The sequence below is a fragment of the Pseudomonas canadensis genome (assembly GCF_030980095.1).
Taxonomy (GTDB): Bacteria; Pseudomonadota; Gammaproteobacteria; order Pseudomonadales; family Pseudomonadaceae; genus Aquipseudomonas; species Aquipseudomonas canadensis.
On record NZ_CP133298.1, the window covers coordinates 5,516,448 to 5,539,345 of the forward strand.

Here is a 22,898-nt window from a genome sequence, read left to right on the forward strand (position 1 = left end):
TTCCTTTTGAGAAGACGTACACCGGCAATACAGTTAGTAGTTTGGATCCACTCTAGCATAGCCACTAAAGGCTATTGGACACCATTGAAATAATTTTTTGAAAGGCTCTAGAACGAGGCTTTCAGCGATATTAAGCGAGTGCAAAACCGCCAAAAAAGCGTCACTGCGATGGCAAAATTCAACCATCGCCAGACGGCCCCGCCAAAAGCGTTTGGTGGTAAGCTCGCGCACCATGAATATCTACAGCTCTCGTCCCGTTGTCCTCTGTCTCTCCGGCCATGACCCCAGTGGTGGCGCCGGCTTGCAGGCAGATATCGAAGCCCTGCTCGCCCAGGGTTGCCATGCGGCTCCGGCCGTCACCGCCTTGACCGTGCAAAACACCGTCAATGTCATCGATTTCCGCGTGCTCGACCGCGAGTGGGTACTGGCTCAGGCCAATGCTGTACTCGGCGATTCCGAAGTGGCGGCGGTCAAGCTGGGCATGCTCGGCTCTACCGCGATGGTCGACACCGTAGTCGAACTGCTGCAGGCGCATCCGCACCTGCCGGTGGTGTGCGACCCGGTGCTACGCGCCGGCGGCGGTGGCAGCCTGGGCAAGGACGAAGTCGGTTATGCAATGCGCGAGCGGTTGTTGCCGCTGTCGCTGATTGCCACGCCCAACCTGCCGGAAGCGCGCATCCTCGCGGAGCTGCCTGAAGGCACCGCAGACGAATGCGCCGAGAAGCTGCTGCCGTACATCAAGCACCTGCTGATCACCGGCGGCCATGGCGACGAGCACGAAGTGCACAACCGCCTCTACAACCGCGACGGCACGCGCCAGACCTTTACCTGCCAGCGCCTGCCCGGCAGCTATCACGGTTCGGGCTGTACGTTGGCCAGTGCGTTGTCCGGCCGGATTGCCCAGGGCGAAGGCTTGGTGAGCGCCGTGCAATCGGCCCTCAACTACACTTGGCGCACCTTGCGTGATGCCGAACAACTCGGCCAGGGCCAGTTTGTACCGCGCCGGTTGCCGCTGGATTTTTGCTCGTAAGACGACAGAGGGGCCTGCCCGATGAAACTACGTGGCCTTTACGCCATTACCGACAGCCAACTGTTGGCCGGTAAATTCCTCGCCTACGTCGAAGCAGCGTTGGACGGTGGCGTGACCCTGCTGCAATACCGCGACAAAAGCAGCGACGAAGCCCGACGCCTGCGTGAAGCAGAAAAGCTGCGGGAGCTGTGCTCGCGCTACAAGACCCAGTTGATCATCAACGACGACGCCGAACTGGCCGCCCGCCTCGGCGTCGGCGTGCACCTGGGCCAGACCGACGGCCCGCTGACCCCGGCCCGTGCCCTGCTAGGCTCCAAAGCCATCATCGGTTCCACCTGCCACAGCCAGATCGAACTGGCCGAGCAGGCCGCCAAGGAAGGCGCCAGCTATGTCGCCTTCGGCCGCTTCTTCAATTCCAACACCAAGCCCGGCGCACCGGCCGCCACCACAGAGATGCTGGCCCAGGCCCGTGCGCGTTTGCAGTTGCCGATCTGCGTGATCGGCGGCATCACCCTGGAAAACGCCGCCCCCCTGGTAGCCCACGGCGCCGACCTGCTGGCGGTGGTGCATGGCCTGTTTGGCGCCGACAGCACCCAGGAAGTCACGCGCCGCGCCCGTGCGTTCAACGCCCTTTTTCAGATTTGATTTAAGAGAGCCCGATCATGTCCCGTTCCGAAACGCTGTTTGCCAATGCCCAGAAACACATCCCCGGCGGTGTGAACTCCCCCGTGCGTGCGTTCAAGAGCGTGGGCGGCACGCCGCTGTTCTTCAAGCATGCCGAAGGCGCCTACGTCACCGACGAAGATGACAAGCGCTACGTGGACTACGTCGGCTCCTGGGGCCCGATGATCCTCGGCCACAGCCACCCGGACGTGTTGGACGCGGTGCGCAAGCAACTGGAACACGGCCTGTCCTACGGCGCGCCGACCGCCATGGAAACCGAGATGGCCGATCTGGTCTGCTCGATCGTACCGTCGATGGAAATGGTGCGCATGGTCAGCTCCGGCACCGAAGCCACCATGAGCGCGATCCGCCTGGCCCGTGGTTTCACCGGCCGCGACAGCATCATCAAGTTCGAAGGCTGCTACCACGGTCACTCCGACAGCCTGCTGGTGAAAGCCGGTTCCGGCCTGCTGACCCAAGGCGTGCCAAGCTCGGCCGGTGTGCCGGCGGCGTTCGCCAAACACACCCTGACCCTGCCGTTCAACGACATTGCCGCCGTCGAGCAGATGCTCAACGAAGTGGGCCAGGACGTGGCCTGCATCATCGTCGAGCCGGTGGCCGGCAACATGAACTGTGTACCACCGGCGCCAGGCTTCCTCGAAGGCCTGCGCGAGCAGTGCGACAAGCACGGCGTGGTGCTGATTTTCGACGAAGTGATGACCGGTTTCCGCGTCGCGCTCGGCGGCGCACAGGCTCACTACGGCGTCACGCCGGACCTGAGCACCTTCGGCAAGATCATCGGCGGTGGCATGCCGGTGGGCTGCTTCGGCGGCAAGCGCGAAATCATGCAGCACATCGCGCCACTGGGCCCGGTGTACCAGGCGGGCACCTTGTCGGGTAACCCGCTGGCCATGGCCGCCGGCCTGACCACCCTACGCCTGATCAGCCGCCCGGGCTTCCACGCCGAGCTGACCGACTACACCACGCGCCTGCTCGACGGCCTGCAACAGCGCGCCGATGCCGCTGGCATTCCGTTTGTCACCACCCAGGCGGGCGGGATGTTTGGCCTGTACTTCAGCGGCGCTGACGATATCGTCACGTTTGATGACGTGATGGGCAGCGACGCCGATCTGTTCAAGCGCTTCTTCCACCTGATGTTGGAAGGCGGTGTGTACCTGGCGCCAAGCGCTTTCGAAGCCGGCTTCACCTCGATCGCCCATGGCGAAGCCGAGTTGAAACTGACCCTCGATGCCGCCGAACGCGCCTTTGCCGCATTGAAATAATGGGTCGTACAAATCAGGCACCGCGCAAACGGTGTCTGATTTGCTACTTTGCTTACAGAGATTTCCGCGTTTTTTAGAGAAATCACCTGCAATCCGGCAGATAACTTGCCCAAGCAGCAGAAAAACGAGTAAAGACTTTGTAAGCAGAGGCCTGCTTATTTCATAATGCGCGCTTATTGGATCCCCCGAGGGTCCGCGCGCCCCGTCAGAGGTAAGTCGATTCCCATGAAACGCACCGGCCGCACCCTGGTTCTGGGCTGCCTGTTGCTCCTTCAGCCGCTGCTGGCACATGCACAAGCAGGCGGCAACTCGTTGTTAATCCCAGCGATGGGTCGTTGCACCCTCAATACCCAGCCAGACAGCCAGGCCGAAGCCCTGAGCGCGTGCCAGAAACAGGCCGACGGCGGGGATGCGCAGGCGCAATACGAGTTGGGCGAGTACTTCCACGACAGTAAAAACCCGGCCCGCGACCTCAACAAGGCCTTGAGCTACTTCGAGAAAGCCTCGTTGCAAGGGCACGCCCAAGCGCAATTCGAACTGGGCAACATGTTCTTCAAAGGCGAAGGCGTGCCGGCCAACAACGTCCAAGCGTATATCGTGCTGAAAATGGCCGCCGTCAACGGCGCAGAAGACGCACTGGACACCGCCGACGAAGTCGCCGAGCACATGCAGCGCGATGAGTTGGAAGTGGCGACCCAGGTGCTAGGGCAGATTTTCCGCAATTATCTGCAGGAATTGCAGAGTGCCGACGGGCGTTCGCCCTTCTCACCACTGCCCTGATCAAGGCGACAACAAATAACCCTGTCGGTATGCCTTTTGGCCGGCGACATGGGCGATTGTCATACCGGTGCTAGCCATTCGCCGTATTGATCGAACATACAAAAGCCCTGCATGTGTGCAAGCCACCGGCGTCACGCGATCGGTGATCGGGTCGATGATTTCCGCCACGATTTGCCCTGCCTTCAGGTAGTCTCCCACCTGCGCGCAGAACACGATCAAGCCTCCCGTCGGGCTGGTCACCGGCTCTACCCCTGCCAACGGGGTCGGTAGATTGAGCAATGGCGGCAATGGAGGCGCTTGGCTATCAATCGCACCACGCTCAATTAGAAAGTTAATCAACGCCTGGCAATCCTGACGAGCCAGCCCATGATCCACATCAGCAACCCCTCTTAATTCCACGGTCACAGCGAACCCAGGTGCCGAGAAGCGCCCGGCAAACCGCGTCTGCATTTGCTCCCAAAACAACGTAAAGCACTCATCGAACGACTGCCCACCGGCTTCTTTGGTCAAAAAGCAGGCCTCCGCGCCCAGATAGCGGGCCAGCGGCTCCACCTGTGACCAGAAATCCGGCGACAGATACAAGTGCTGCACGGCGTCGAAATCACAATGCAGGTCCAGCACGATATCGGCGTCACAAGCCAGCGTCTGCAGGATCACGCGCATGGATTGCAACTGCGTCGCCGATACCTGGCTGGCAAGCGTTTGCCGCAAGGTCGAGCGGATCAGTTGTAGATTGCTGGAAGGATCATCAGTCAACAGACCCTGCACGTCATCACCGACCTGCTGGCTGACATCAAGGAAGAAACGGTTGAAGTTCTCACGGCTGTCGTTATCGAAGCGCCCCTGCGGCACGTCCATGAGTACCTGCTCCAAACCCAGCGGATTGGCTACCGGCACCAGCACGACCGACCAAAGTAGCAGCCCGGCCGCCTCCATCTGTGCCAGTTGCTGCTTCAGGTGCCATAACACCAGCATCCCCGGCAACTCATCAGCGTGCAGCGACGCCTGGAGGTAAACCTTACCTGCCGGATTGGCTGGCTCGTAATGAAAACTCTGGATCTGCCGGGTCATACCCGGCACGGCCGCCAGTAATTCATGTACGCGAGTCTGCATAGCAGCCCCCTATCGGCCCGGATCGAGAAAGCGCAACCAACGTCGTTCAGCCAGGCGAAACAGACCGACCAAGACAAACGTGATGCACAGGTAAAGAGCTGCGGCAAGGCCGAAGGACTGGAAGGTCAAGAAGGTCGCAGCGTTGGCATCCCGGGCAACTTTGAGGATGTCCGGAACCGTGGCCGTAAACGCCAACGTGGAGGAATGCAGCATGAAGATCACTTCATTGCTGTAGTACGGCAATGCCCGGCGCAAGGCCGAGGGCATGACCAAGTGGATATACAGCTTCCAGCTGTCAAACCCCAAGGATCGCGCGGCCTCGATTTCACCGCGCGGTATTGCTCGAATGGCGCCGGCCAGTATTTCGGTGGTGTAGGCCCCAGTATTCAGGGCGAACGCCAGCAGCGTGCAGTTCAGTGCCTCGCGAAAAAAACTATCCAGCAGTGGCTGCTCACGCACCGCGGTAATGCTGTAAATCCCGGTGTAGAAAATCAGCAACTGGATATAAAGCGGCGTGCCACGGAACAGATAGGTGAAGCTTTGCACCGGCCAACGCCAGCGGCGCCGGGACGACGCCCTGGCGATGGACAGTGGCAGTGCCAGCAACAGGCCAAAACACAGCGAGGCGCTGGTCAGCCATAAGGTCATTGCCAGGCCGGTCACTTGTTGACCGTCGGAATAGAGGAGTGGTCGCCAATATTCCTGGATCAGCTCAATCATCATGATGCCTCCTGCACACCGGCACCGTAGCGGCGTCCCAGCCAGCGCAACGCGGCGTTTGAAACGCTGCTGAGCACCAGGTAGATCAACGCTGCAAACAGCAAAAAAGCTAACAATTGCTGGCTGCTCTTGCCCGCCACCTGGGCCACTTTCACCAGGTCCGCCAAGCCGATGATCGACACCAGCGCGGTGGCCTTGAGCAACACCATCCAGTTATTGCCCAGCCCTGGCAGGGCAAAGCGCATCATCTGCGGGAATATCACGTGCACAAAGCCTTGATAGAAGGTCATGCCAAGGGCCTTGGCGGCCTGATACTGGCCAAGAGGCACGGCCAGCAAGGCGCCGCGAAAGGTCTCGGTGAAATAGGCGCCGTAGATAAACCCCAGGGTGAGCACGCCCGCGCTGAAGGGGTCGATTTCGATGTAGGCCCAACCCAGCGCATTTGTCAGACGACTCAAGCCTGTTTGCAGCCCATAGAAGATCAACAACATCAACAATAGGTCCGGCACCCCACGGATCAGGGTGGTGTAGAGCTGTGCGCAGATGCGCCAGGCCCTGACCTTGGACAACTTGGCGCCGGCCCCCAGCAAGCCGAAGACCAGCCCCAGCAGCAATGACAGCAACGCCAGTTGCAGCGTTACCCAGACACCGCGCAATAACAGCGGTGCAAAACCGTCCAGGGTCGCGGCGAATTGCGTAAAAGTGGGTAGCATGTTGCGCCCTCGCCGGTCATTGGCCGCTGAACATGTCCACACCCGGGAAATACTGCTCTTGCAGCCGGGCATAGGTGCCATCGGCGTGCAATGCCGCCAGCCCCTTATCCAGCAGGGTTTTCAAGGCCTGATTGCCTTTGGCGATGCCGATGGCACTTTTGGAAGGCATCAGTTCGCTTTCAATCAACGGCCCCAGCACAAACCCCGCTCCTTGGTTGGATCGCAAAAAACCGCTCTGCGCCTGCTGGGCGTCCTGCAATGAAGCGTCCAAACGACCCGCCACCAGGTCGGCATACACCTGCTCCTGATCGGCATAAGCCACGATTCTCAAGCCTTGCTTGGCGAGCATTTGCCGGGCGTAGGTTTCCTGGGTGCTGCCCTGCAAATAGCCTACGGCCTTGCTCTTGGACAGCTCGGTGCCTGGGCGGAACACCATGGCGGTGGGGCTGGAAAAAACCTCCGAGGAGAAATCGATCACCTTTTGTCGTGCGTCAGTGACCGTCATTGAAGCCAGGATCGCATCAATCTTGCCGGCATTCAGGCTGGGGACCAGGCCGTCGAAGTCGCTTTCGACCCATTGGCAGCGAACGTTAAGGTTAATGCAAATGGCAGTACCCACATCAACTTCGAAACCTGTCAACGCCCCCTTAGTGTCCTTGTAGGCAAACGGGGCGTAGTTAGGGTCAACACCAAAACGTATTACCGTATATTCATTGGCAAAGAGAAATGTATTTATAAACAGTGTTGCGAATAACGTCAGGATTATTTTTTTCATTATTATAGGCCTCGTCATTAATGAAACAGCAGGACTGACTACACTTCGATAAAAGGAATTTCTCGACGTACAACTAATGAATCAGCAGGCGCATCAAACTCTCGTGCCATGCGATGCCCTGAATACACAGCGGCTGCAATGGTGCCTGGCGCCACGCAGTCGCCGATTAACGCCAGCGTGGTGATACCGGCCGCGCGCATTTGTTCGGGGCCGTTATGCAACGCCTGATACAGCGCTTGCTCGGGCGCTCGTGAGGTGACCAACAACAAGGACGCGGCGGGAACGAAGCGGGTTCGCTCGGTGTAGACACACCCGGCGACCACGCCCTCCGGCATGCCGCCGACCAGCGTGTGAGACGCGATGATCGTGACACTCAACTCCAGCAGGCGACGCTGGATGCGATGCTGTTCAAGGGTGTTATGGGTCCAGGCCGCTACATCCGCCGCCGGGGTAACGAAGATTACGTCCACACCCCGCACCACCAAATGCTCGGCCAGCACGCTGCCCATGTAGTAGTGATCATCGTCGAACAACAGCACCGGTGACGGCGGCAACACACCGGCCATCACGTCGTCCGGCGTCAGTACGGGCAGGCGCTCCAGGCCCGGCATAGGGTGACGCAGGGCGCGTCCCAAGCCGTCCCGCCGCCAGTGGGAGCCGGTGGCGATAAACACGTGCTCGGCAGCGAAGTCGAGCACATCCTGGACTTGCATGGGGCTTTCCCGATAAATCTCGACCGACGCCAGGCGGCTCAAGGCATCCAGTCGATAGTCGATGACCCGAGCCCAACTCGCCAGTCCGGGAAGGCGCGCCTCCAGCGTCACGCGCCCACCCAGCGTGCGCAGGCTGTCGGCCAGCGCTACATCCATTCCTCTCGCCCCCAATATCCGTGCGCACTCAAGCCCTGCGGGCCCGGCGCCGACCACCAGCGCGCGCCCAGGCTGAGGCGCTCGCTGGACCGACTCGGGGTGCCAGCCGCGCCGCCACTCCTCGCCCATGGTCGGGTTCTGGGTGCAACGTAAAGGCGTGCTGGTGTGATCACCACTGACACACACGTTGCAGCCTATGCACTCACGAATTTCCTCCGCGCGCCCCTCTTCAATCTTCTTCGGCAAGAAAGGATCGGCAATCGAAGGGCGGGCTGCGCCGATCAGGTCGATTACCCCACTGCGGACCAGGGAGACCATGGTGTCCGGCGAAGTAAACCGCCCGACGCCAACCACCGGCTTGCGGGTCAGCGCCTTAAGCCCCTGCAGGAAGTCCGCTTGGTAACCTTCCGGAGCAAAGCGCGACGTCATGCTGTCGTTGGACCAGTCGGCGACATTCACATCCCATAAATCCGGCAAGTCCGCCAACATCGAGAAGATCTCAGCGCCTTCGCCCTCGCGACTCAAGCCACCCGCCATCTGCTCATCCACCGCCAGGCGTACTGCCACGGCACACCGGTCACCCACTGCGTCGCGGGTGTCTTCAATCAGTTCGCGCAACAGGCGCACCCGGTTCTCTAACACTCCGCCGTACTCATCAGTGCGCCGGTTGTTACGTGGCGTAAGGAAATGGAATGGCAGGCCCAGATCATGCCCGGCGTAAACATAGATGATGTCAAAACCCGCGTGCCGCGCACGCAGCGCAGCTGCCCGGTGCAGTGCACGCAGTTGCTGGATATCGGCACGGCTCATGGCCCGCGCCTGCACGGGGTCATAACCCCGCACCGGTGTGTTGGAGGGTGCCCAGGGGATTTCACGGCTGTAGCGGTTGGGCGCGGAGTAACCGTTGAACGCCAACTCGACGCCGGCCAGAGAACCGTGGTGGTGAACCGCCTCACACATCCGCGCAAGTGCCGGAATGTCGCGCTCATCCCACAACCGCGCTTCTATGTAGGGCGAGAACTCGCTCAGCGGGCTGATCTCACACTCCTCGGTACAGACCACGCCCCACCCACCCTCGGCTTTTAACCCACGCATGCGGGCCATAGCCGATGGATGCACATGACCCATGCCATTGCAGTGGGGCACTTGATAAAAGCGATTGCGGGTGCGAACCGGGCCGATTTGTACCGGTTCAAACAGTATGTCGTAACGAGGATCGCGCACAGGGCTACTCCCGAACAGGTACGTTCGTTAATGACTGCGTGATTAAGAAACTCGGTGTTAACTAGTGGCGAGGTGTAACTGTGCTGAAGTAAGGGAAACTTCGAGGCGCTTTATTATTAATGCATCTATGACGCCCTCTGCGCACAGACGAAAACTGCTACTTTTCCAGCAGAATGTCCATGCACAACAGGAACATTTCAGAAGTGTCCTACAAATTTACAATGGACTTTACTTTTCAGGCATCGGCATCGGAAACGGCATCACGTTACTGGTGCCACGCGCTTCGCTGATCTTCGGCGTGCCCAAACGCTCGACCTCATCGATGCGCACAATCGAATGCATCGGCACAAAGCTGCGCACCACGCCTTCGAACTGCGCCTTGAGCTTCTCTTCGCCCGGGTCGACGACCAACTGGGTGCGCTCGCCAAAGACGAACTCTTCCACCTCCAGGAAACCCCACAGATCGCTCTGATAGATCTGCTTGGCGTACATTTCGAACACCTGGCCCTGGTTGAGGAAAATCACCTTGTAGATTGGAGCTTCACGTTTGGTCATGGTGGGCGAATAACACATCGGGGATATAAAAGAGGGCGCGAACTATAGCATGGCACCCGATGCACAACGCTAGGAACCAATGGGCATGCCCCCTATAATGCGCGGTTCTTTACCACCAGTTGACGATTCCCATGGCCAAGAAGCTTTACATCGAAACCCACGGTTGCCAGATGAACGAGTACGACAGCTCGCGCATGGTCGATCTGCTGGGCGAACACCAGGCCCTGGAAGTCACCGCCCGCGCCGAAGATGCCGACGTGATCCTGCTCAATACCTGCTCGATCCGCGAGCGGGCCCAGGACCGTGTGTACTCGCAGTTGGGCCGCTGGCGCGAATTGAAACTGGCCAACCCGGACATGGTGATCGCCGTCGGCGGTTGCGTGGCTAGCCAGGAAGGCGCCGCGATCCGCGACCGCGCGCCCTATGTTGACGTGGTCTTCGGCCCGCAGACCCTGCACCGCCTGCCGGAAATGATCGACGCCGCGCGCTTTACCAAGCTGCCGCAGGTAGACGTGTCATTCCCTGAAATAGAAAAATTCGACCATTTGCCCGAGCCGCGCATCGACGGGCCGAGCGCCTACGTGTCGGTGATGGAAGGTTGCAGCAAGTACTGCACCTTCTGCGTGGTGCCCTACACCCGTGGTGAAGAAGTCAGCCGGCCATTTGACGATGTGCTGTCGGAAATCATCCACCTGGCCGAAAACGGCGTGCGCGAGGTGACCCTGCTGGGCCAGAACGTCAACGGCTATCGCGGCCAGACCCACGACGGCCGCCTGGCCGACCTGGCGGAATTGATCCGCGTGGTCGCCGCCGTGGACGGTATCGAGCGCATCCGCTACACCACCTCGCACCCACTGGAGTTCTCCGACAGCCTGATCCAGGCCCACGCCGAAGTGCCGGAACTGGTCAAGCACCTGCACTTGCCGGTGCAATCGGGCTCGGACCGCATCCTCTCGGCGATGAAGCGCAACCACACGGCCCTGGAGTACAAATCCAAACTGCGCAAACTGCGCGCGGCGGTGCCAGGTATCTGCATCAGCTCGGACTTTATCGTCGGCTTCCCCGGCGAGACCGAGAAAGACTTCCAGCAGACCATGAAGCTGATCGAAGACGTCGGCTTCGACTTTTCCTACTCGTTCGTCTACAGCCAGCGCCCCGGCACCCCGGCGGCCGACCTGCTGGACGAAACCCCGGAAGCGCTGAAAAAAGAGCGCCTCAACGCGCTGCAACACCGCTTGAACCAGCAGGGTTTCGAGATCAGCCGACAAATGGTCGGTTCGACCCAGCGCATCCTGGTCACCGACTACTCGAAAAAAGACCCCGGCGAATTGCAGGGACGTACCGAGAACAACCGAATCGTAAACTTCCGTTGCGATAATCCGACCCTGATCGGCCAGTTTGCCGATGTGCACATCGACGCGGCGCAGCCCCATTCGCTGCGTGGGTCGTTGATCCCATAATCACTTTTTGAATTATCGCCAGCCAACATGTGCCGTTTAAGTGCTTTCGCACACAGCCGGCTGGCGTTATTCTCTATTTCACCTCAACAGCCAAAGGGCGGCTAAAAGCGACCTTGAACGCACCCATAGCAGAACCCCATCGTTTCATCCTCGAGCCCTTTGAGGCTCTCCGTTTCGCCAACCTGTGCGGACAGTTCGACGAGCACCTGCGCCTGATCGAACAACGCCTGGGCATCGAGATCCGCAATCGCGGCAATCAGTTCGAGCTCATTGGTGAAGCCCTGCACACTAAATCCGCAGAAAACCTGCTGCGACGTCTCTACCGCGAAACCAAGGGTAGCGAGCTGTCGCCAGAAATCGTGCACCTGTATTTGCAGGAATCGGCTGTGGAAGACTTGGCCAACAATCCGGTGGCTGAAGCCAGCGTGGCCCTGCGTACCAAAAAAGGCATGATTCGCCCAAAGGGCTTGAACCAGCAGAAGTACGTCAAGGCAATCCTGGGTAACGACATCAACTTCGGCATCGGCCCTGCCGGTACCGGCAAGACCTACCTGGCCGTGGCCTGTGCAGTGGATGCCCTTGAGCGCGAGCAAGTGCGCCGCATCCTGCTGGTGCGCCCAGCGGTCGAGGCCGGCGAAAAGCTCGGTTTCCTGCCCGGCGACCTTGCCCAGAAGATCGACCCGTACCTGCGGCCGCTCTACGACGCGCTATACGAGATGCTCGGCTTCGAATACGTGGCCAAATTGATCGAGCGCCAGGTGATTGAGATCGCCCCGCTGGCCTACATGCGCGGCCGCACCCTGAGCAACAGTTTCATCATCCTCGACGAAAGCCAGAACACCACCGTCGAGCAGATGAAGATGTTCCTGACCCGCATCGGGTTCGGCTCCACGGCCATTATCACCGGCGACATTACCCAGGTTGACCTGCCCAAGGGCACCAAGTCGGGCTTGAGCCATGTGATTGAAGTACTCAAGGACGTGCCGGGCATCAGTTTCACGCACTTCTCGCCCAAGGACGTGGTGCGCCATCCGCTGGTACAGCGCATTGTCGAAGCCTACGAGCGCTTCGAACACCGCGATGACGGGCTGTCCAAGGACGTTCGCCGCGATGCTTGAGCTTGACCTGCAGCTGGCCACCGATGCGCCCGTCCCCAGTGAAGCCCAGTTCCGCGAATGGTGTGCCCTGGCCCTGCGCCAGCGCACCGCCGATTCGGAACTGACCATTCGACTGGTGGACGAGCCCGAGGGCCGTGAACTGAATCACACCTGGCGCCAGAAGGATTATGCGACCAACGTGTTGTCCTTCCCTGCCGACGTACCGGATGAGCTGCTGGATATCCCACTGCTGGGCGATCTGGTCATCTGTGTCGCCGTGGTGGAGCGCGAGGCAAAAGAACAAGGCAAGGAACTTGAGGCCCATTGGGCCCATCTAGTCATCCACGGCTGCTTGCATCTCTTGGGTTACGACCATATAGACGATGACGAAGCCGAGGAAATGGAAACACTGGAACAAACGTTGCTTGCAGAATTGGGTCATCCGGACCCGTATGCGGACGACGAAGTTTAAAAACACTCAACTGTAACAATAAAGGATTCAGAGTAATCGCTATGAGCGAAGACCGATCGAGCAACGGGCAGAAGTCATGGCTGGGTAAGCTGACCCAGGCTTTTGCCCACGAGCCGAAAAACCGCCAGGAGCTGCTTGAGCTGCTGCGCGAGGCCCATCAGAACAAGTTGCTGGACAGCGAAGCGCTGGCCATCGTCGAAGGCGCCATCCAGGTGGCTGACCTGCAAGTACGCGACATCATGGTCCCGCGCTCACAGATGATCAGCATCAAGGCGACCCAGACCCCACGGGAATTCCTCCCGGCCGTGATCGACTCGGCGCACTCGCGCTACCCGGTGATCGGTGAAAGCCATGACGACGTCATGGGCGTCCTGCTGGCCAAGGACCTGCTGCCGTTGATCCTCAAGGAGAACGGCGACAGCTTCAACATCAAGGACCTGCTGCGTCCGGCCACCTTCGTGCCCGAGTCCAAGCGCCTGAACGTGTTGCTGCGTGAATTCCGCGCCAACCACAATCACATGGCCATCGTGATCGACGAATACGGCGGCGTAGCTGGCCTGGTGACGATTGAAGACGTGTTGGAACAGATCGTCGGCGACATCGAAGACGAACACGACGTCGAAGAAGACAGCTACATCAAGCCGCTGCCCAGCGGTGACTTCCTGATCAAGGCGCTGACGCCGATCGAGAACTTCAATGAGTTCTTCGACAGCGAATTCTCCGATGACGAGTTCGATACCGTGGGCGGCCTGGTGATGAGTGCGTTTGGCCATCTGCCAAAACGTAACGAGACCACCGAGATCGGCGCGTATCGCTTCCGTATCCTGAATGCCGACAGCCGTCGCATCCACCTGATCCGCCTGACACCTATTGCCCGCTAAGGAATGACATGCAGCGCCTAACCCGCCCCGGCTGGCCCGGTAATTTGCTGGCCGTGGTGGCCGGCGCCATCACCACCCTGGCGCTGGCGCCGTTCGACCTGTGGCCGTTTGCGCTGGTCGCGGTCGGCTTGTTCTATGTCGGGCTGCGGGACCTGAGCCCGCGCCAGGCATTGGGCCGCGGTTGGTGTTTCGGCTTCGGCTTGTTCGGCGCCGGCACTAGCTGGATCTACTACAGCATCCACCACTTCGGCGGCGCTTCGGTGCTGCTGGCGGGTTTCCTGATGCTGCTGTTTACCGCCGCTATCGCGTGGTTCTTCGCCCTGCCCGCCTGGTTGTGGGCGCGCTGGTTGCGGCGCAATGAGGCGCCGTTGGCGGATGCGTTGACGTTTGCCGCCTTGTGGGTGGGCCAGGAAGCATTTCGCGGCTGGTTCCTCACTGGTTTCCCGTGGCTATACTCCGGCTACAGCCAGCTTGACGGCCCGCTGACGGGCTTGGCCCCAGTGGGCGGCATGTGGCTGATCTCCTTTGCCCTGGCACTGACAGCAGCGCTGCTGTGCAACCTGCCGCGTCTGCTGGCTGGCAAGCGCAACGCATTTATCGGCGCAGGCCTGGTGTTGCTGGTCGCGCCCTGGGCCATCGGCCTGGCGCTCAAGCATCACACCTGGACCAGCCCCTCCGGTGCGCCACTGACCGTGGCCGCCATCCAGGGCAACGTCGAACAAAGCATGAAATGGGACCCGGAGCAGCTCAACGCACAGCTCGCGCTGTACCGCGACATGAGCTTCACCTCCAAGCCCGTCGACCTGCTGGTGTGGCCGGAAACCGCCGTGCCGGTGCTCAAAGAGTCTGTCGAAGGCTACCTGGGCATGATGGGCAAGTTCGCCGCCGACCGGCACACCGCGCTGATCACCGGCGTGCCAATCCGCCAGGAAGTGCATCACCAGAAGCGCTACTTCAACGGCATCACCGTGGTTGGCGAAGGCGACGGCACCTACCTCAAGCAGAAGCTGGTGCCCTTTGGCGAGTACGTGCCGCTGCAGGACATGCTGCGCGGCCTGATTGCGTTCTTTGATCTGCCAATGTCGGACTTCGCACGCGGACCGTCCGACCAGGCGATGCTGCAGGCCAAGGGCTATCAGATTGCGCCGTTCATCTGCTACGAAGTGGTGTACCCGGAGTTCGCCGCAGGCCTGTCGGCGCAGAGCGATTTGCTGCTGACCATCAGCAACGACACCTGGTTCGGCCGCTCCATCGGCCCGTTGCAGCACCTGCAAATGGCGCAGATGCGTGCACTGGAAGCCGGTCGCTGGATGATCCGCGCCACCAACAATGGCGTGAGCGGCCTGATCAACCCGTTTGGGCAGATCACCGCGCAGATCCCGCAATTCGAACGCGGCATCCTCTACGGCGAAGTGGTGCCGATGCACAACCTCACGCCGTACCTGCAATGGCGCTCATGGCCGTTGATCATTGTGTGCCTGGGGCTGTTTGGCTGGGCGCTGCTCGCGGGCCGGATGTCCAAAACCGTCTAACGCCTGTAGGAGCTGGCTTGCCAGCGATGGCGTCCTCAAAGTGAACACATGTCTCAAGGGACTCATCGCTGGCAAGCCGGCTCCTACATGTTCAGCGGTAGAACAAACGGTAACCTATCTGCCCCGCCGCTTCGTTGATCAACTGCCCGCTGCGCCACACCGCTACGAACTCCGGCATCCACCCGCCCAGTGGCCGTGCGTTGTCCACGCCCAGAAAACCCACGGGCGCCGGCACCACGGTAAAGCCCGCTCTCTCAAAGCTCCACACCGAACGCGGCATGTGCCAGGCCTGGGTCACCACCACGACGCGCTTGATGCCCGCTGGCAGCAGAATCTCTGCGCTCATCTGCGCATTTTCCCAAGTGGTACGGCTGCGCTCTTCCTTCCAGCGCACCGCTACACCGAAGTCATCCTGCATCGACACTGCCATCAACTCCGCTTCGCTGGGCGGTGTGCCGTAATGCAGGCCGCCGCTGGTCAGCACCGGCAAGCCGGAAGCCTTGGCCAATCGTGCGGCGTAGCGCTGGCGCTCCAGGCCGATCCCGGTGGGCTGGTCGGTGCCCCAGGCCGGGTCACCGCGCTCACGTCCGGAGCCCAATATCACTATCGCGTCGGCGCGCTGGGCCAGCGTCGACCAGTCTTCCCGGGGCAATGCCGGTTCGGTTTCCAGGGCCCGTGCGCCCCGCTCCACCACAACCGGCAGGCTGATCAACCACAGCCCCCCAAAACCCAGGGCAAAGCAGCACGCGGCCAAGCGCGGGCGGCTGCGACGAAACCACCAGGCAAGTGCCAACAGCAGCAAGAGAATGCCGGGCGGCAGGAGCAGTTGTTTGATGAAATAACGAATAGGCATCGGGCATCTCCATAGATGCCCGAAGCCTAAGGTGTAACGGGGTTTAGCGACAATCTTTACGGTGACATGCTTTACAGTGAAACGGCGTGGTGAAGCCGTCCAAGGGGCAGTGAATTACTTGTAGCGGGCGGACCGGAGCCTTTCCGGGCCACGACCGGCCGACAAGTCCTTGAGCCACACCACTTTGGCTGAGTGCGCAGGCTCCTTGATTGGCGGGGTTGCCACCAGAGGAGGCGCACTGCGCCCATTCCTTTCCAGATATACCTTGATCAGTTCCAGCTCCGCGCAACTAAGACCGCGCAGTTCCAACTCCACAGGCCGTTCATCACGCAATCGGCCTGCTGTCCTCGCTGCATCCAATGCACGACCCAAGCGGTCGATCAGTCCTTCGTAGACATCCGGTTTCGATACGATTCTTTGCGATTCAACCATCCCCTCACCTCATTGAAGAAAGACTTGCTCCCCAATAAACAGCGTAGTCCTCGTGGCTGTGCGCGCCTGGCGCCGCGACAGACGGCCCTGCCTGCGCAATCAGGGTTTCCCTCGATAGAGTGGGGTCATGTATGCTACGGCGCTTCCTGTAACTCCACTTCCCGCAGGGTTTGGGCACGGACGCGCCGCTTTTTGGTGTCGATCAACCTGAACGTTGCACCGAAGAGGATTAGGCCACCCCTATTCAGTTCAAAAGTAGCCATGCACGAACAATATCAGCCCCGTGAAATAGAAAATGCCGCCCAAACCTTCTGGGACGAGCAAAAGTCCTTTGAAGTCAGTGAACAGCCAGGCAAGGAGACTTTCTATTGCCTATCGATGTTCCCTTACCCCAGCGGCAAGCTACACATGGGGCACGTGCGTAACTACACCATCGGCGACGTGATTTCCCGCTACCAGCGCATGCAAGGCAAGAACGTCCTGCAACCCATGGGTTGGGACGCCTTCGGCATGCCGGCGGAAAACGCCGCGATGAAAAACAACGTGGCCCCCGCCAAGTGGACCTACGAAAACATCGCCTACATGAAGACCCAACTGCGCAGCCTGGGCCTCGCGGTGGACTGGTCCCGCGAAGTGACCACCTGCAAGCCGGACTACTACCGCTGGGAACAATGGCTGTTCACGCGCCTGTTCGAAAAAGGTGTGATCTACAAGAAGAGCGGCACCGTGAACTGGGATCCGTTGGACCAGACCGTACTGGCCAACGAGCAAGTGATCGACGGTCGCGGCTGGCGCTCCGGCGCGCTGATCGAAAAGCGCGAAATCCCGATGTACTACTTCAAGATCACCGCCTACGCGGATGAGCTCTTGTCGAGCCTCGACGATTTGCCGGGCTGGCCTGAACAGGTCAAGACCATGCAGCGCAACTGGATCGGCAAATCCAAGGGCATGGAAGTGCAGTTCCCGTACAACGTCGATTCGATCGGCGAAGCGGGCGCACTCAAAGTCTTCACTACCCGTCCGGACACTTTAATGGGAGCGACCTACGTCGCCGTGGCCGCCGAGCACCCGCTGGCCACCCAGGCCGCACAGAACAATCCTGAACTGCAGGCGTTCATCGCTGAATGCAAAGGCGGCAGCGTGGCTGAAGCCGACGTCGCCACCCAGGAGAAAAAAGGTCTGCCGACCGGCCTGTTCGTCGAACACCCCCTGACCGGCGAGAAGCTGCCGGTGTGGGTCGCCAACTACGTGCTGATGCACTACGGCGATGGCGCCGTAATGGCAGTGCCGGCTCACGACGAGCGCGATTTCGAATTCGCCACCAAGTACAGCCTGCCGATCAAATCCGTTGTGCGCACCAGCTCGGGCGATACCAACCCGGCCCCGTGGCAAGACGCCTACGGCGAGCACGGTGAGCTGATCAATTCCGGCGAGTTTGATGGCCTGGACTTCCAAGGCGCCTTCGACGCCATCGAAGTCGCCTTGATCAAGAAAAACCTCGGCGCCTCGCGCACCCAGTTCCGCCTGCGCGACTGGGGCATCAGCCGCCAGCGCTACTGGGGCTGCCCGATCCCGATCATCCACTGCGAAAGCTGTGGCGACGTGCCAGTACCGGAAGACCAACTGCCAGTCGTCCTGCCGGAAGACGTGGTGCCGGACGGCGCCGGTTCGCCATTGGCGCGCATGCCCGAGTTCTACGAATGCAGCTGCCCGAAATGCGGCCAGCCTGCCAAGCGTGAAACCGACACCATGGACACCTTTGTCGAGTCCTCGTGGTACTACGCCCGCTACGCCTCGCCGCACTATGAGGGCGGCCTGGTAGAAAAATCCGCGGCTGACCACTGGCTGCCGGTGGACCAGTACATCGGCGGTATCGAACACGCCATCCTTCACCTGCTGTACGCGCGCTTCTTCCACAAGCTGATGCGTGATGAAGGCCTGGTGAGCTCCGATGAGCCGTTCAAGAACCTGCTGACCCAGGGCATGGTGGTCGCCGAGACTTACTACCGTCGCGAAGCCAACGGTGCCTACACCTGGTTCAACCCGGCGGACGTCGAGCTTGAGCGCGACAGCAAGGCCAAGGTCATCAGCGCCAAGTTGATCGCCGACGGCCTGCCCGTGGAAATCGGTGGCACCGAGAAGATGGCCAAGTCGAAGAACAACGGCGTTGACCCACAGTCGATGATCGATCAGTTCGGCGCCGATACCTGCCGCCTGTTCATGATGTTCGCCTCGCCGCCTGACATGAGCGCCGAATGGTCCGACTCCGGCGTCGAAGGCTCGCACCGCTTCCTCAAGCGCGTCTGGCGCTTGGCGCACGCCCACATCAGCCAGGGCCTGCCGGGCAAGCTGGACGTGGCCGCCTTGAGCGACGAGCAGAAACTGATTCGCCGCAGCACCCACCTGGCCATCAAGCAAGCCAGCCAGGACGTGGGCCAAAACCACAAGTTCAACACCGCCATCGCCCAGGTGATGACGCTGATGAACGTGCTGGAAAAAGCGCCACAAGCCACCGAACAGGATCGCGCACTGGTACAGGAAGGCCTGGAAACGGTCACCCTGCTGCTGGCACCGATCACGCCGCACATCAGCCACGACCTGTGGAACCGCCTGGGCCACAGCGACGCCGTCATCGATGCGCGCTGGCCGGTGCAGGATGACAGCGCCCTGGTACAGGACACGCTGCAACTGGTAATCCAGGTCAACGGTAAACTGCGTGGCCAGATCGACATGCCGGCCACGGCCAGCCGCGAAGACGTCGAGGCTGCTGCCCGCGTCAACGAGAACGTGCTGCGCTTTACCGAAGGCCTGACGATCCGCAAAGTGATCGTGGTGCCTGGCAAACTGGTCAATATCGTCGCTAGCTAATCGGATCGGGCGCAGGGTTCTAACCCTGCGCCGAACAAAGCCTTCAGGGCCTCGATAAGGCCCACATGGTTTCAAGGGGAGCAACAAAATGATCAAACGCAATTTGCTGGTGATGGGCCTTGCCGTGCTGCTGAGCGCTTGCGGCTTCCAGCTGCGCGGCACCGGCACCAACGACCTGGCGATCAAGGAACTGGACGTCAGCGCCCGCAATGCCTACGGCGAAACCGTGACGCAGTTGCGCCAGGTTCTGGAAAACAGCGGCGTGCACGTCTATACCGGCGCGACGTACAAACTGTTCCTGGTAGACGAGAGAGAAACCCAGCGTAACCTGAGCTACGCCAGCGCCGGGCGTGCATCCGACGTCGAGCTGAGCACCGAATTGAGCTTTCAAATCCAGGGTCGCGACCATCTGCCGTTGATGGGTGACAAGATCCAGGTCCAGAAGGTCGTGAGCCACGATGGCAACAACCTGGTGGGCTCGGACTCGGAAATCGTCCAGGTGCGCAAGGAAATGCGTCGCGAGCTGGTTCAGCGCATGATCCTGCGTCTGCAACTGCTGACGCCGGTGCAATTGGAAGCCCTGCAGCAACAAGCTGACAACAAGGCCAAGGCCGATGCTGACGCGCTGAAAGCCGCCAAAGAGTACGAAGACAACACACCGAAACAATCGCCTGTTGAAGTTCCTGTCGAGTAAGCCAGACGGGGCGCCCCAAGCGCCCCGTTCGCCCTGCCTATGAAACTTGCTCCCGCCCAACTCGCCAAACACCTGCAAGGTGGCCTTGCGCCTGTCTACATCGTCAGCGGTGATGACCCGCTGCTGTGCCAGGAAGCCGCCGACGCCATCCGCACGGCTGCACGTCAGCAAGGCTTCGACGAACGCCAGGTCTTCAGCGCCGACGCCAGCTTCGACTGGGGCACGCTGCTGCAAGCTGGCGCGAGCATGTCGCTGTTTGCCGAGAAACGCTTGCTGGAGCTGCGCCTGCCTTCGGGCAAGCCGGGCGACAAAGGTGCCGCCGCCCTGATGGAGTACTGCTCGCGACCGGCCGAAGACACGGTGCTGTTGATCAGCCTGCCCAAGCTCGACGGCAGCGCGCAGAAAACCAAATGGGGCAAGGCCCTGGTGGAAGGGGCGCAAACCCAGTTCATCCAGATCTGGCCAGTGGACAGCAACCAGTTGCCGCAATGGATACGCCAGCGCCTGTCCCAATCGGGGCTGTCGGCGACCCAGGACGCAGTGGAGCTGATCGCGGCTCGGGTCGAAGGCAACTTGCTGGCCGCCGCCCAAGAGATCGAAAAGCTCAAGCTGATGGCCGAAGACGGGCAGATTACCGTCGAGACCGTCCAGGGCGCCGTGGCGGATAGTGCGCGCTTTGATGTGTTCGGGCTGGTGGATGCGATCCTCAATGGCGAACCCGCCCACGCCCTGCGCATGCTCGAAGGCCTGCGCGGTGAAGGCGTGGAGCCTCCGGTGATTCTCTGGGCCCTGGCCAGGGAACTGCGCGTACTGGCCAATATTGCCCTGCAATACAGCCAGGGCACGCCGTTGGACAAGGCCTTCAGCCAAGCCCGACCGCCGGTTTGGGACAAGCGCAAACCGCTGATGAGCAAAGCGCTGCAACGGCACTCTGCACAACGCTGGGCGCAGCTCTTGCTGGAAGCGCAGCGCATCGACGCTCAGATCAAGGGCCAGGCGGCCGGTTCGCCGTGGATGAGCCTGAGCCGTTTGTCGCTGCTGATGGCCGGCCAGCGCCTGACCCTTCCCGCCGAGTAACCACCGCTCTCTGTAGGAGCCGGCTTGCCGGCGATGGGGCCGTTGACGGTAACGGTGATCCCAAGACCGCCATCGCCGGCAAGCCGGCTCCTACAGGTGATGCGTGACCTTCCTACCTATCGCCGGGCTTTACAGCAGTCCAACATCGGCAGATGATTTGCACCGCTCCATCCCACCTATCGAGAGTAACGACCATGAGCAAAAAGCCATCCAAGCATGGCCCCAACAAGGCCAAATCCATCATCGCCCAGCCACTGTTCCGCAGCCGTCAGGAACGCGCCGGCAAGGGCAAAGGCAGCTACCGCCGCGAAGCCTTCCAGTCTAATAGCTGGGAGGCTTCTTACTTTCTGGCTGCCTGAAGGCAAGCGCCCCTCCGACATGATAAGGTCTGCACCTGATTTGTAATCCCTGGACCTGTGCATGCCCTCTAGTCTTTCCCGTCGTTGGCACCTTCGCCAATTGATCGCTGCCTCCAGCCTCATTCTGCTCGTCGCCTGCGCGGAAAAACCCACTGCCGCCGACGCTCAACCCCTGCCCAAGCTCCAGACCGCCCCTGTGGTAGCGCCCGCTGTTGTGGCCCCGCTGGCGGTGGATAATCTGGACATCCAGCCGACCCAGACCTTTGCCGAATGGCAGGCTGGCTTCCGTGTGCAAGCCCTGCAGGCCGGCATCACCGCCGCTGTATTCGATAACGCCTTCGCCAATGTCACCCCCGACATGGCAGTGATCCGTGCCGACCGCAGCCAGCCGGAGTTTTCCCGCCCGGTGTGGGAATACCTCGACGGCGCCCTCTCGCCGCTGCGTGTGCGTAACGGCCAGGCGCTGCTGATCAAGTACGCCGATACCCTGCAAAGCATCGAACAACGTTATGGCGTTGACCGCCAGGCGCTGGTATCGGTATGGGGCATGGAGAGCAACTTCGGCCAGTTCCAAGGCAATAACTCGGTGATCCGTTCCCTGGCGACCCTCGCTTACGAAGGGCGTCGCCCGGCATTCGCCCAGGCGCAATTGCTGGCCGCGTTGCAAATCATCCAGCACGGCGATATCCAGGCCGACCAGATGAAAGGCTCCTGGGCCGGCGCCATGGGCCAGACCCAATTTATCCCGACCACCTACAACACCCACGCCGTGGACTTCGACGGCGACGGTCGCCGCGATATCTGGAACAGCCCGGCTGACGCCCTCGCCTCCACCGCGCACTACCTGCAGAGCTCCGGCTGGCAGAAAGGCCAGCCATGGGGCTTTGAGGTGAAACAACTGCCGGCGAACTTCGATTACGCGCTGGCCGATGGTGGCATCCGCAAAACCGTTGCCGAGTGGATGAAACTCGGTATTCAGCTGCCCTTTGGCGCGAGCATGCCGCCGAACGTCGACCAACTGTCCGCCGCTCTGCTACTGCCCGCAGGTTATCGTGGCCCGGCGTTCCTGGTGCTGGATAACTTCCGTGCGATCCTCAAGTACAACAACTCGTCGTCCTACGCCTTGGCGGTCGGCCTGTTGTCGGAACGTTTCGGTGGTGGTGGTGTGATTCGTGGCGATTGGCCGAAGGATGAGCGGCCATTGAGCCGCTCGCAGCGTATCGACCTGCAGACGGCCTTGAGTGCCAATGGCTATGACGCGGGCAACCCGGATGGGATTATCGGCGCCAATACGCGCAAGGCGATTCGTGCGGCGCAGCAGGCGCTGGGCTGGCCGGCGGATGGGTATCCGACGGTGAAGTTGCTGGAGTCGCTGCAGAACCGTTAGATCGGCTTATGGCTGCTACCGCTTTCGCGAGCAAGCCCGCTCCCACATTTGACCGAGTACA

At 60.7% G+C, this 22,898-nt stretch carries 22 protein-coding genes; 14 read left to right on the forward strand and 8 right to left on the reverse strand.

Annotated features, from left to right (window positions below; translation table 11 throughout):
• Positions 1 to 232 precede the first annotated feature (232 nt).
• The 4 genes from RB216_RS25625 (at position 233) to RB216_RS25640 (ending at position 3,756) form a co-directional block, all read left to right on the forward strand.
• Entirely contained in the window at positions 233 to 1,030 is a 798-nt protein-coding gene (locus tag RB216_RS25625) for a hydroxymethylpyrimidine/phosphomethylpyrimidine kinase (RefSeq protein ID WP_308908036.1), read from the forward strand.
• A 21-nt stretch (positions 1,031 to 1,051) separates the two neighbouring features.
• Entirely contained in the window at positions 1,052 to 1,675 is a 624-nt protein-coding gene (thiE, locus tag RB216_RS25630; RefSeq protein ID WP_028618056.1) for a thiamine phosphate synthase, read from the forward strand.
• A gap of 17 nt (positions 1,676 to 1,692) precedes the next feature.
• A complete protein-coding gene (gene hemL / locus RB216_RS25635; RefSeq protein ID WP_016973898.1) occupies positions 1,693 to 2,976 on the forward strand; it encodes a glutamate-1-semialdehyde 2,1-aminomutase in 1,284 nt (427 codons plus the stop codon).
• A 225-nt stretch (positions 2,977 to 3,201) separates the two neighbouring features.
• Positions 3,202 to 3,756: a tetratricopeptide repeat protein gene (locus tag RB216_RS25640; protein WP_010206766.1), complete on the forward strand. Its 555-nt coding sequence runs from the start codon at positions 3,202 to 3,204 to the stop codon at positions 3,754 to 3,756.
• On the opposite strand, the gene RB216_RS25645 is transcribed toward RB216_RS25640, so the two are convergent.
• The 6 genes from RB216_RS25645 to RB216_RS25670 all read right to left on the reverse strand — a co-directional run bounded on the left by RB216_RS25645 (position 3,757) and on the right by RB216_RS25670 (position 9,725).
• Complete coding sequence (locus RB216_RS25645) at positions 3,757 to 4,869, reverse strand: succinylglutamate desuccinylase/aspartoacylase family protein (protein ID WP_308908037.1); 1,113 nt, start codon at positions 4,867 to 4,869, stop codon at positions 3,757 to 3,759.
• Between the two features lie 9 nt (positions 4,870 to 4,878).
• On the reverse strand, positions 4,879 to 5,589 hold the full coding sequence (locus tag RB216_RS25650) for an ABC transporter permease (RefSeq protein WP_068932015.1): 711 nt from the start codon (positions 5,587 to 5,589) through the stop codon (positions 4,879 to 4,881).
• A complete protein-coding gene (locus RB216_RS25655; protein ID WP_028618059.1) occupies positions 5,589 to 6,302 on the reverse strand; it encodes an ABC transporter permease in 714 nt (237 codons plus the stop codon). Before RB216_RS25655 ends, RB216_RS25650 begins: the two co-directional genes overlap by 1 nt.
• A 16-nt stretch (positions 6,303 to 6,318) precedes the next feature.
• Positions 6,319 to 7,077: a transporter substrate-binding domain-containing protein gene (locus tag RB216_RS25660; protein ID WP_308908038.1), complete on the reverse strand. Its 759-nt coding sequence runs from the start codon at positions 7,075 to 7,077 to the stop codon at positions 6,319 to 6,321.
• Positions 7,078 to 7,115: 38 nt separating this feature from the next.
• Positions 7,116 to 9,170, reverse strand: coding sequence for an oxidoreductase (locus tag RB216_RS25665; RefSeq protein WP_308908039.1), 2,055 nt, complete (start codon positions 9,168 to 9,170; stop codon positions 7,116 to 7,118).
• Between the two features lie 228 nt (positions 9,171 to 9,398).
• Positions 9,399 to 9,725 (reverse strand): DUF1820 family protein, encoded by a 327-nt coding sequence (locus RB216_RS25670; RefSeq protein WP_003194436.1) that lies wholly within the window; start codon positions 9,723 to 9,725, stop codon positions 9,399 to 9,401.
• 131 nt (positions 9,726 to 9,856) lie between these two features.
• On the opposite strand from RB216_RS25670, the gene miaB reads away from it, so the two are divergent.
• The 5 genes from miaB to lnt all read left to right on the forward strand — a co-directional run bounded on the left by miaB (position 9,857) and on the right by lnt (position 15,167).
• Positions 9,857 to 11,185: a tRNA (N6-isopentenyl adenosine(37)-C2)-methylthiotransferase MiaB gene (gene miaB, locus RB216_RS25675; RefSeq protein WP_028618062.1), complete on the forward strand. Its 1,329-nt coding sequence runs from the start codon at positions 9,857 to 9,859 to the stop codon at positions 11,183 to 11,185.
• Positions 11,186 to 11,298: 113 nt separating this feature from the next.
• Positions 11,299 to 12,303 (forward strand): PhoH family protein, encoded by a 1,005-nt coding sequence (locus RB216_RS25680; RefSeq protein ID WP_016978598.1) that lies wholly within the window; start codon positions 11,299 to 11,301, stop codon positions 12,301 to 12,303.
• The gene (gene ybeY, locus RB216_RS25685; RefSeq protein WP_308908040.1) at positions 12,296 to 12,754 is read left to right on the forward strand and encodes an rRNA maturation RNase YbeY; all 459 of its coding nucleotides are present in this window, start codon (positions 12,296 to 12,298) and stop codon (positions 12,752 to 12,754) included. Before RB216_RS25680 ends, ybeY begins: the two co-directional genes overlap by 8 nt.
• Positions 12,755 to 12,795: 41 nt before the next feature.
• A complete protein-coding gene (locus RB216_RS25690; RefSeq protein ID WP_010206772.1) occupies positions 12,796 to 13,635 on the forward strand; it encodes a CorC family transporter in 840 nt (279 codons plus the stop codon).
• Between the two features lie 8 nt (positions 13,636 to 13,643).
• Positions 13,644 to 15,167 (forward strand): apolipoprotein N-acyltransferase, encoded by a 1,524-nt coding sequence (gene lnt, locus RB216_RS25695; protein ID WP_305382993.1) that lies wholly within the window; start codon positions 13,644 to 13,646, stop codon positions 15,165 to 15,167.
• Positions 15,168 to 15,258: 91 nt separating this feature from the next.
• On the opposite strand, the gene RB216_RS25700 is transcribed toward lnt, so the two are convergent.
• Together RB216_RS25700 and RB216_RS25705 are read right to left on the reverse strand one after the other, a co-directional pair.
• Positions 15,259 to 16,020: a YdcF family protein gene (locus RB216_RS25700; protein ID WP_126570782.1), complete on the reverse strand. Its 762-nt coding sequence runs from the start codon at positions 16,018 to 16,020 to the stop codon at positions 15,259 to 15,261.
• A gap of 114 nt (positions 16,021 to 16,134) precedes the next feature.
• Complete coding sequence (locus RB216_RS25705) at positions 16,135 to 16,452, reverse strand: hypothetical protein (RefSeq protein WP_028618066.1); 318 nt, start codon at positions 16,450 to 16,452, stop codon at positions 16,135 to 16,137.
• A 261-nt stretch (positions 16,453 to 16,713) separates the two neighbouring features.
• Here RB216_RS25705 and leuS point away from each other — a divergent pair, with 261 nt between their 5' ends.
• The 5 genes from leuS (at position 16,714) to RB216_RS25730 (ending at position 22,837) form a co-directional block, all read left to right on the forward strand.
• On the forward strand, positions 16,714 to 19,320 hold the full coding sequence (gene leuS, locus RB216_RS25710) for a leucine--tRNA ligase (protein WP_122683569.1): 2,607 nt from the start codon (positions 16,714 to 16,716) through the stop codon (positions 19,318 to 19,320).
• A gap of 88 nt (positions 19,321 to 19,408) precedes the next feature.
• On the forward strand, positions 19,409 to 20,014 hold the full coding sequence (locus tag RB216_RS25715) for an LPS-assembly lipoprotein LptE (protein ID WP_028618068.1): 606 nt from the start codon (positions 19,409 to 19,411) through the stop codon (positions 20,012 to 20,014).
• A gap of 39 nt (positions 20,015 to 20,053) precedes the next feature.
• Positions 20,054 to 21,091: a DNA polymerase III subunit delta gene (gene holA, locus RB216_RS25720; protein WP_016978592.1), complete on the forward strand. Its 1,038-nt coding sequence runs from the start codon at positions 20,054 to 20,056 to the stop codon at positions 21,089 to 21,091.
• A 194-nt stretch (positions 21,092 to 21,285) separates the two neighbouring features.
• Positions 21,286 to 21,450, forward strand: a complete 165-nt coding sequence (gene arfA / locus RB216_RS25725) for an alternative ribosome rescue factor ArfA (protein WP_003176285.1) — start codon at positions 21,286 to 21,288, stop codon at positions 21,448 to 21,450.
• Positions 21,451 to 21,511: 61 nt separating this feature from the next.
• Complete coding sequence (locus tag RB216_RS25730) at positions 21,512 to 22,837, forward strand: lytic murein transglycosylase (RefSeq protein ID WP_028618069.1); 1,326 nt, start codon at positions 21,512 to 21,514, stop codon at positions 22,835 to 22,837.
• Positions 22,838 to 22,898 lie beyond the last annotated feature (61 nt).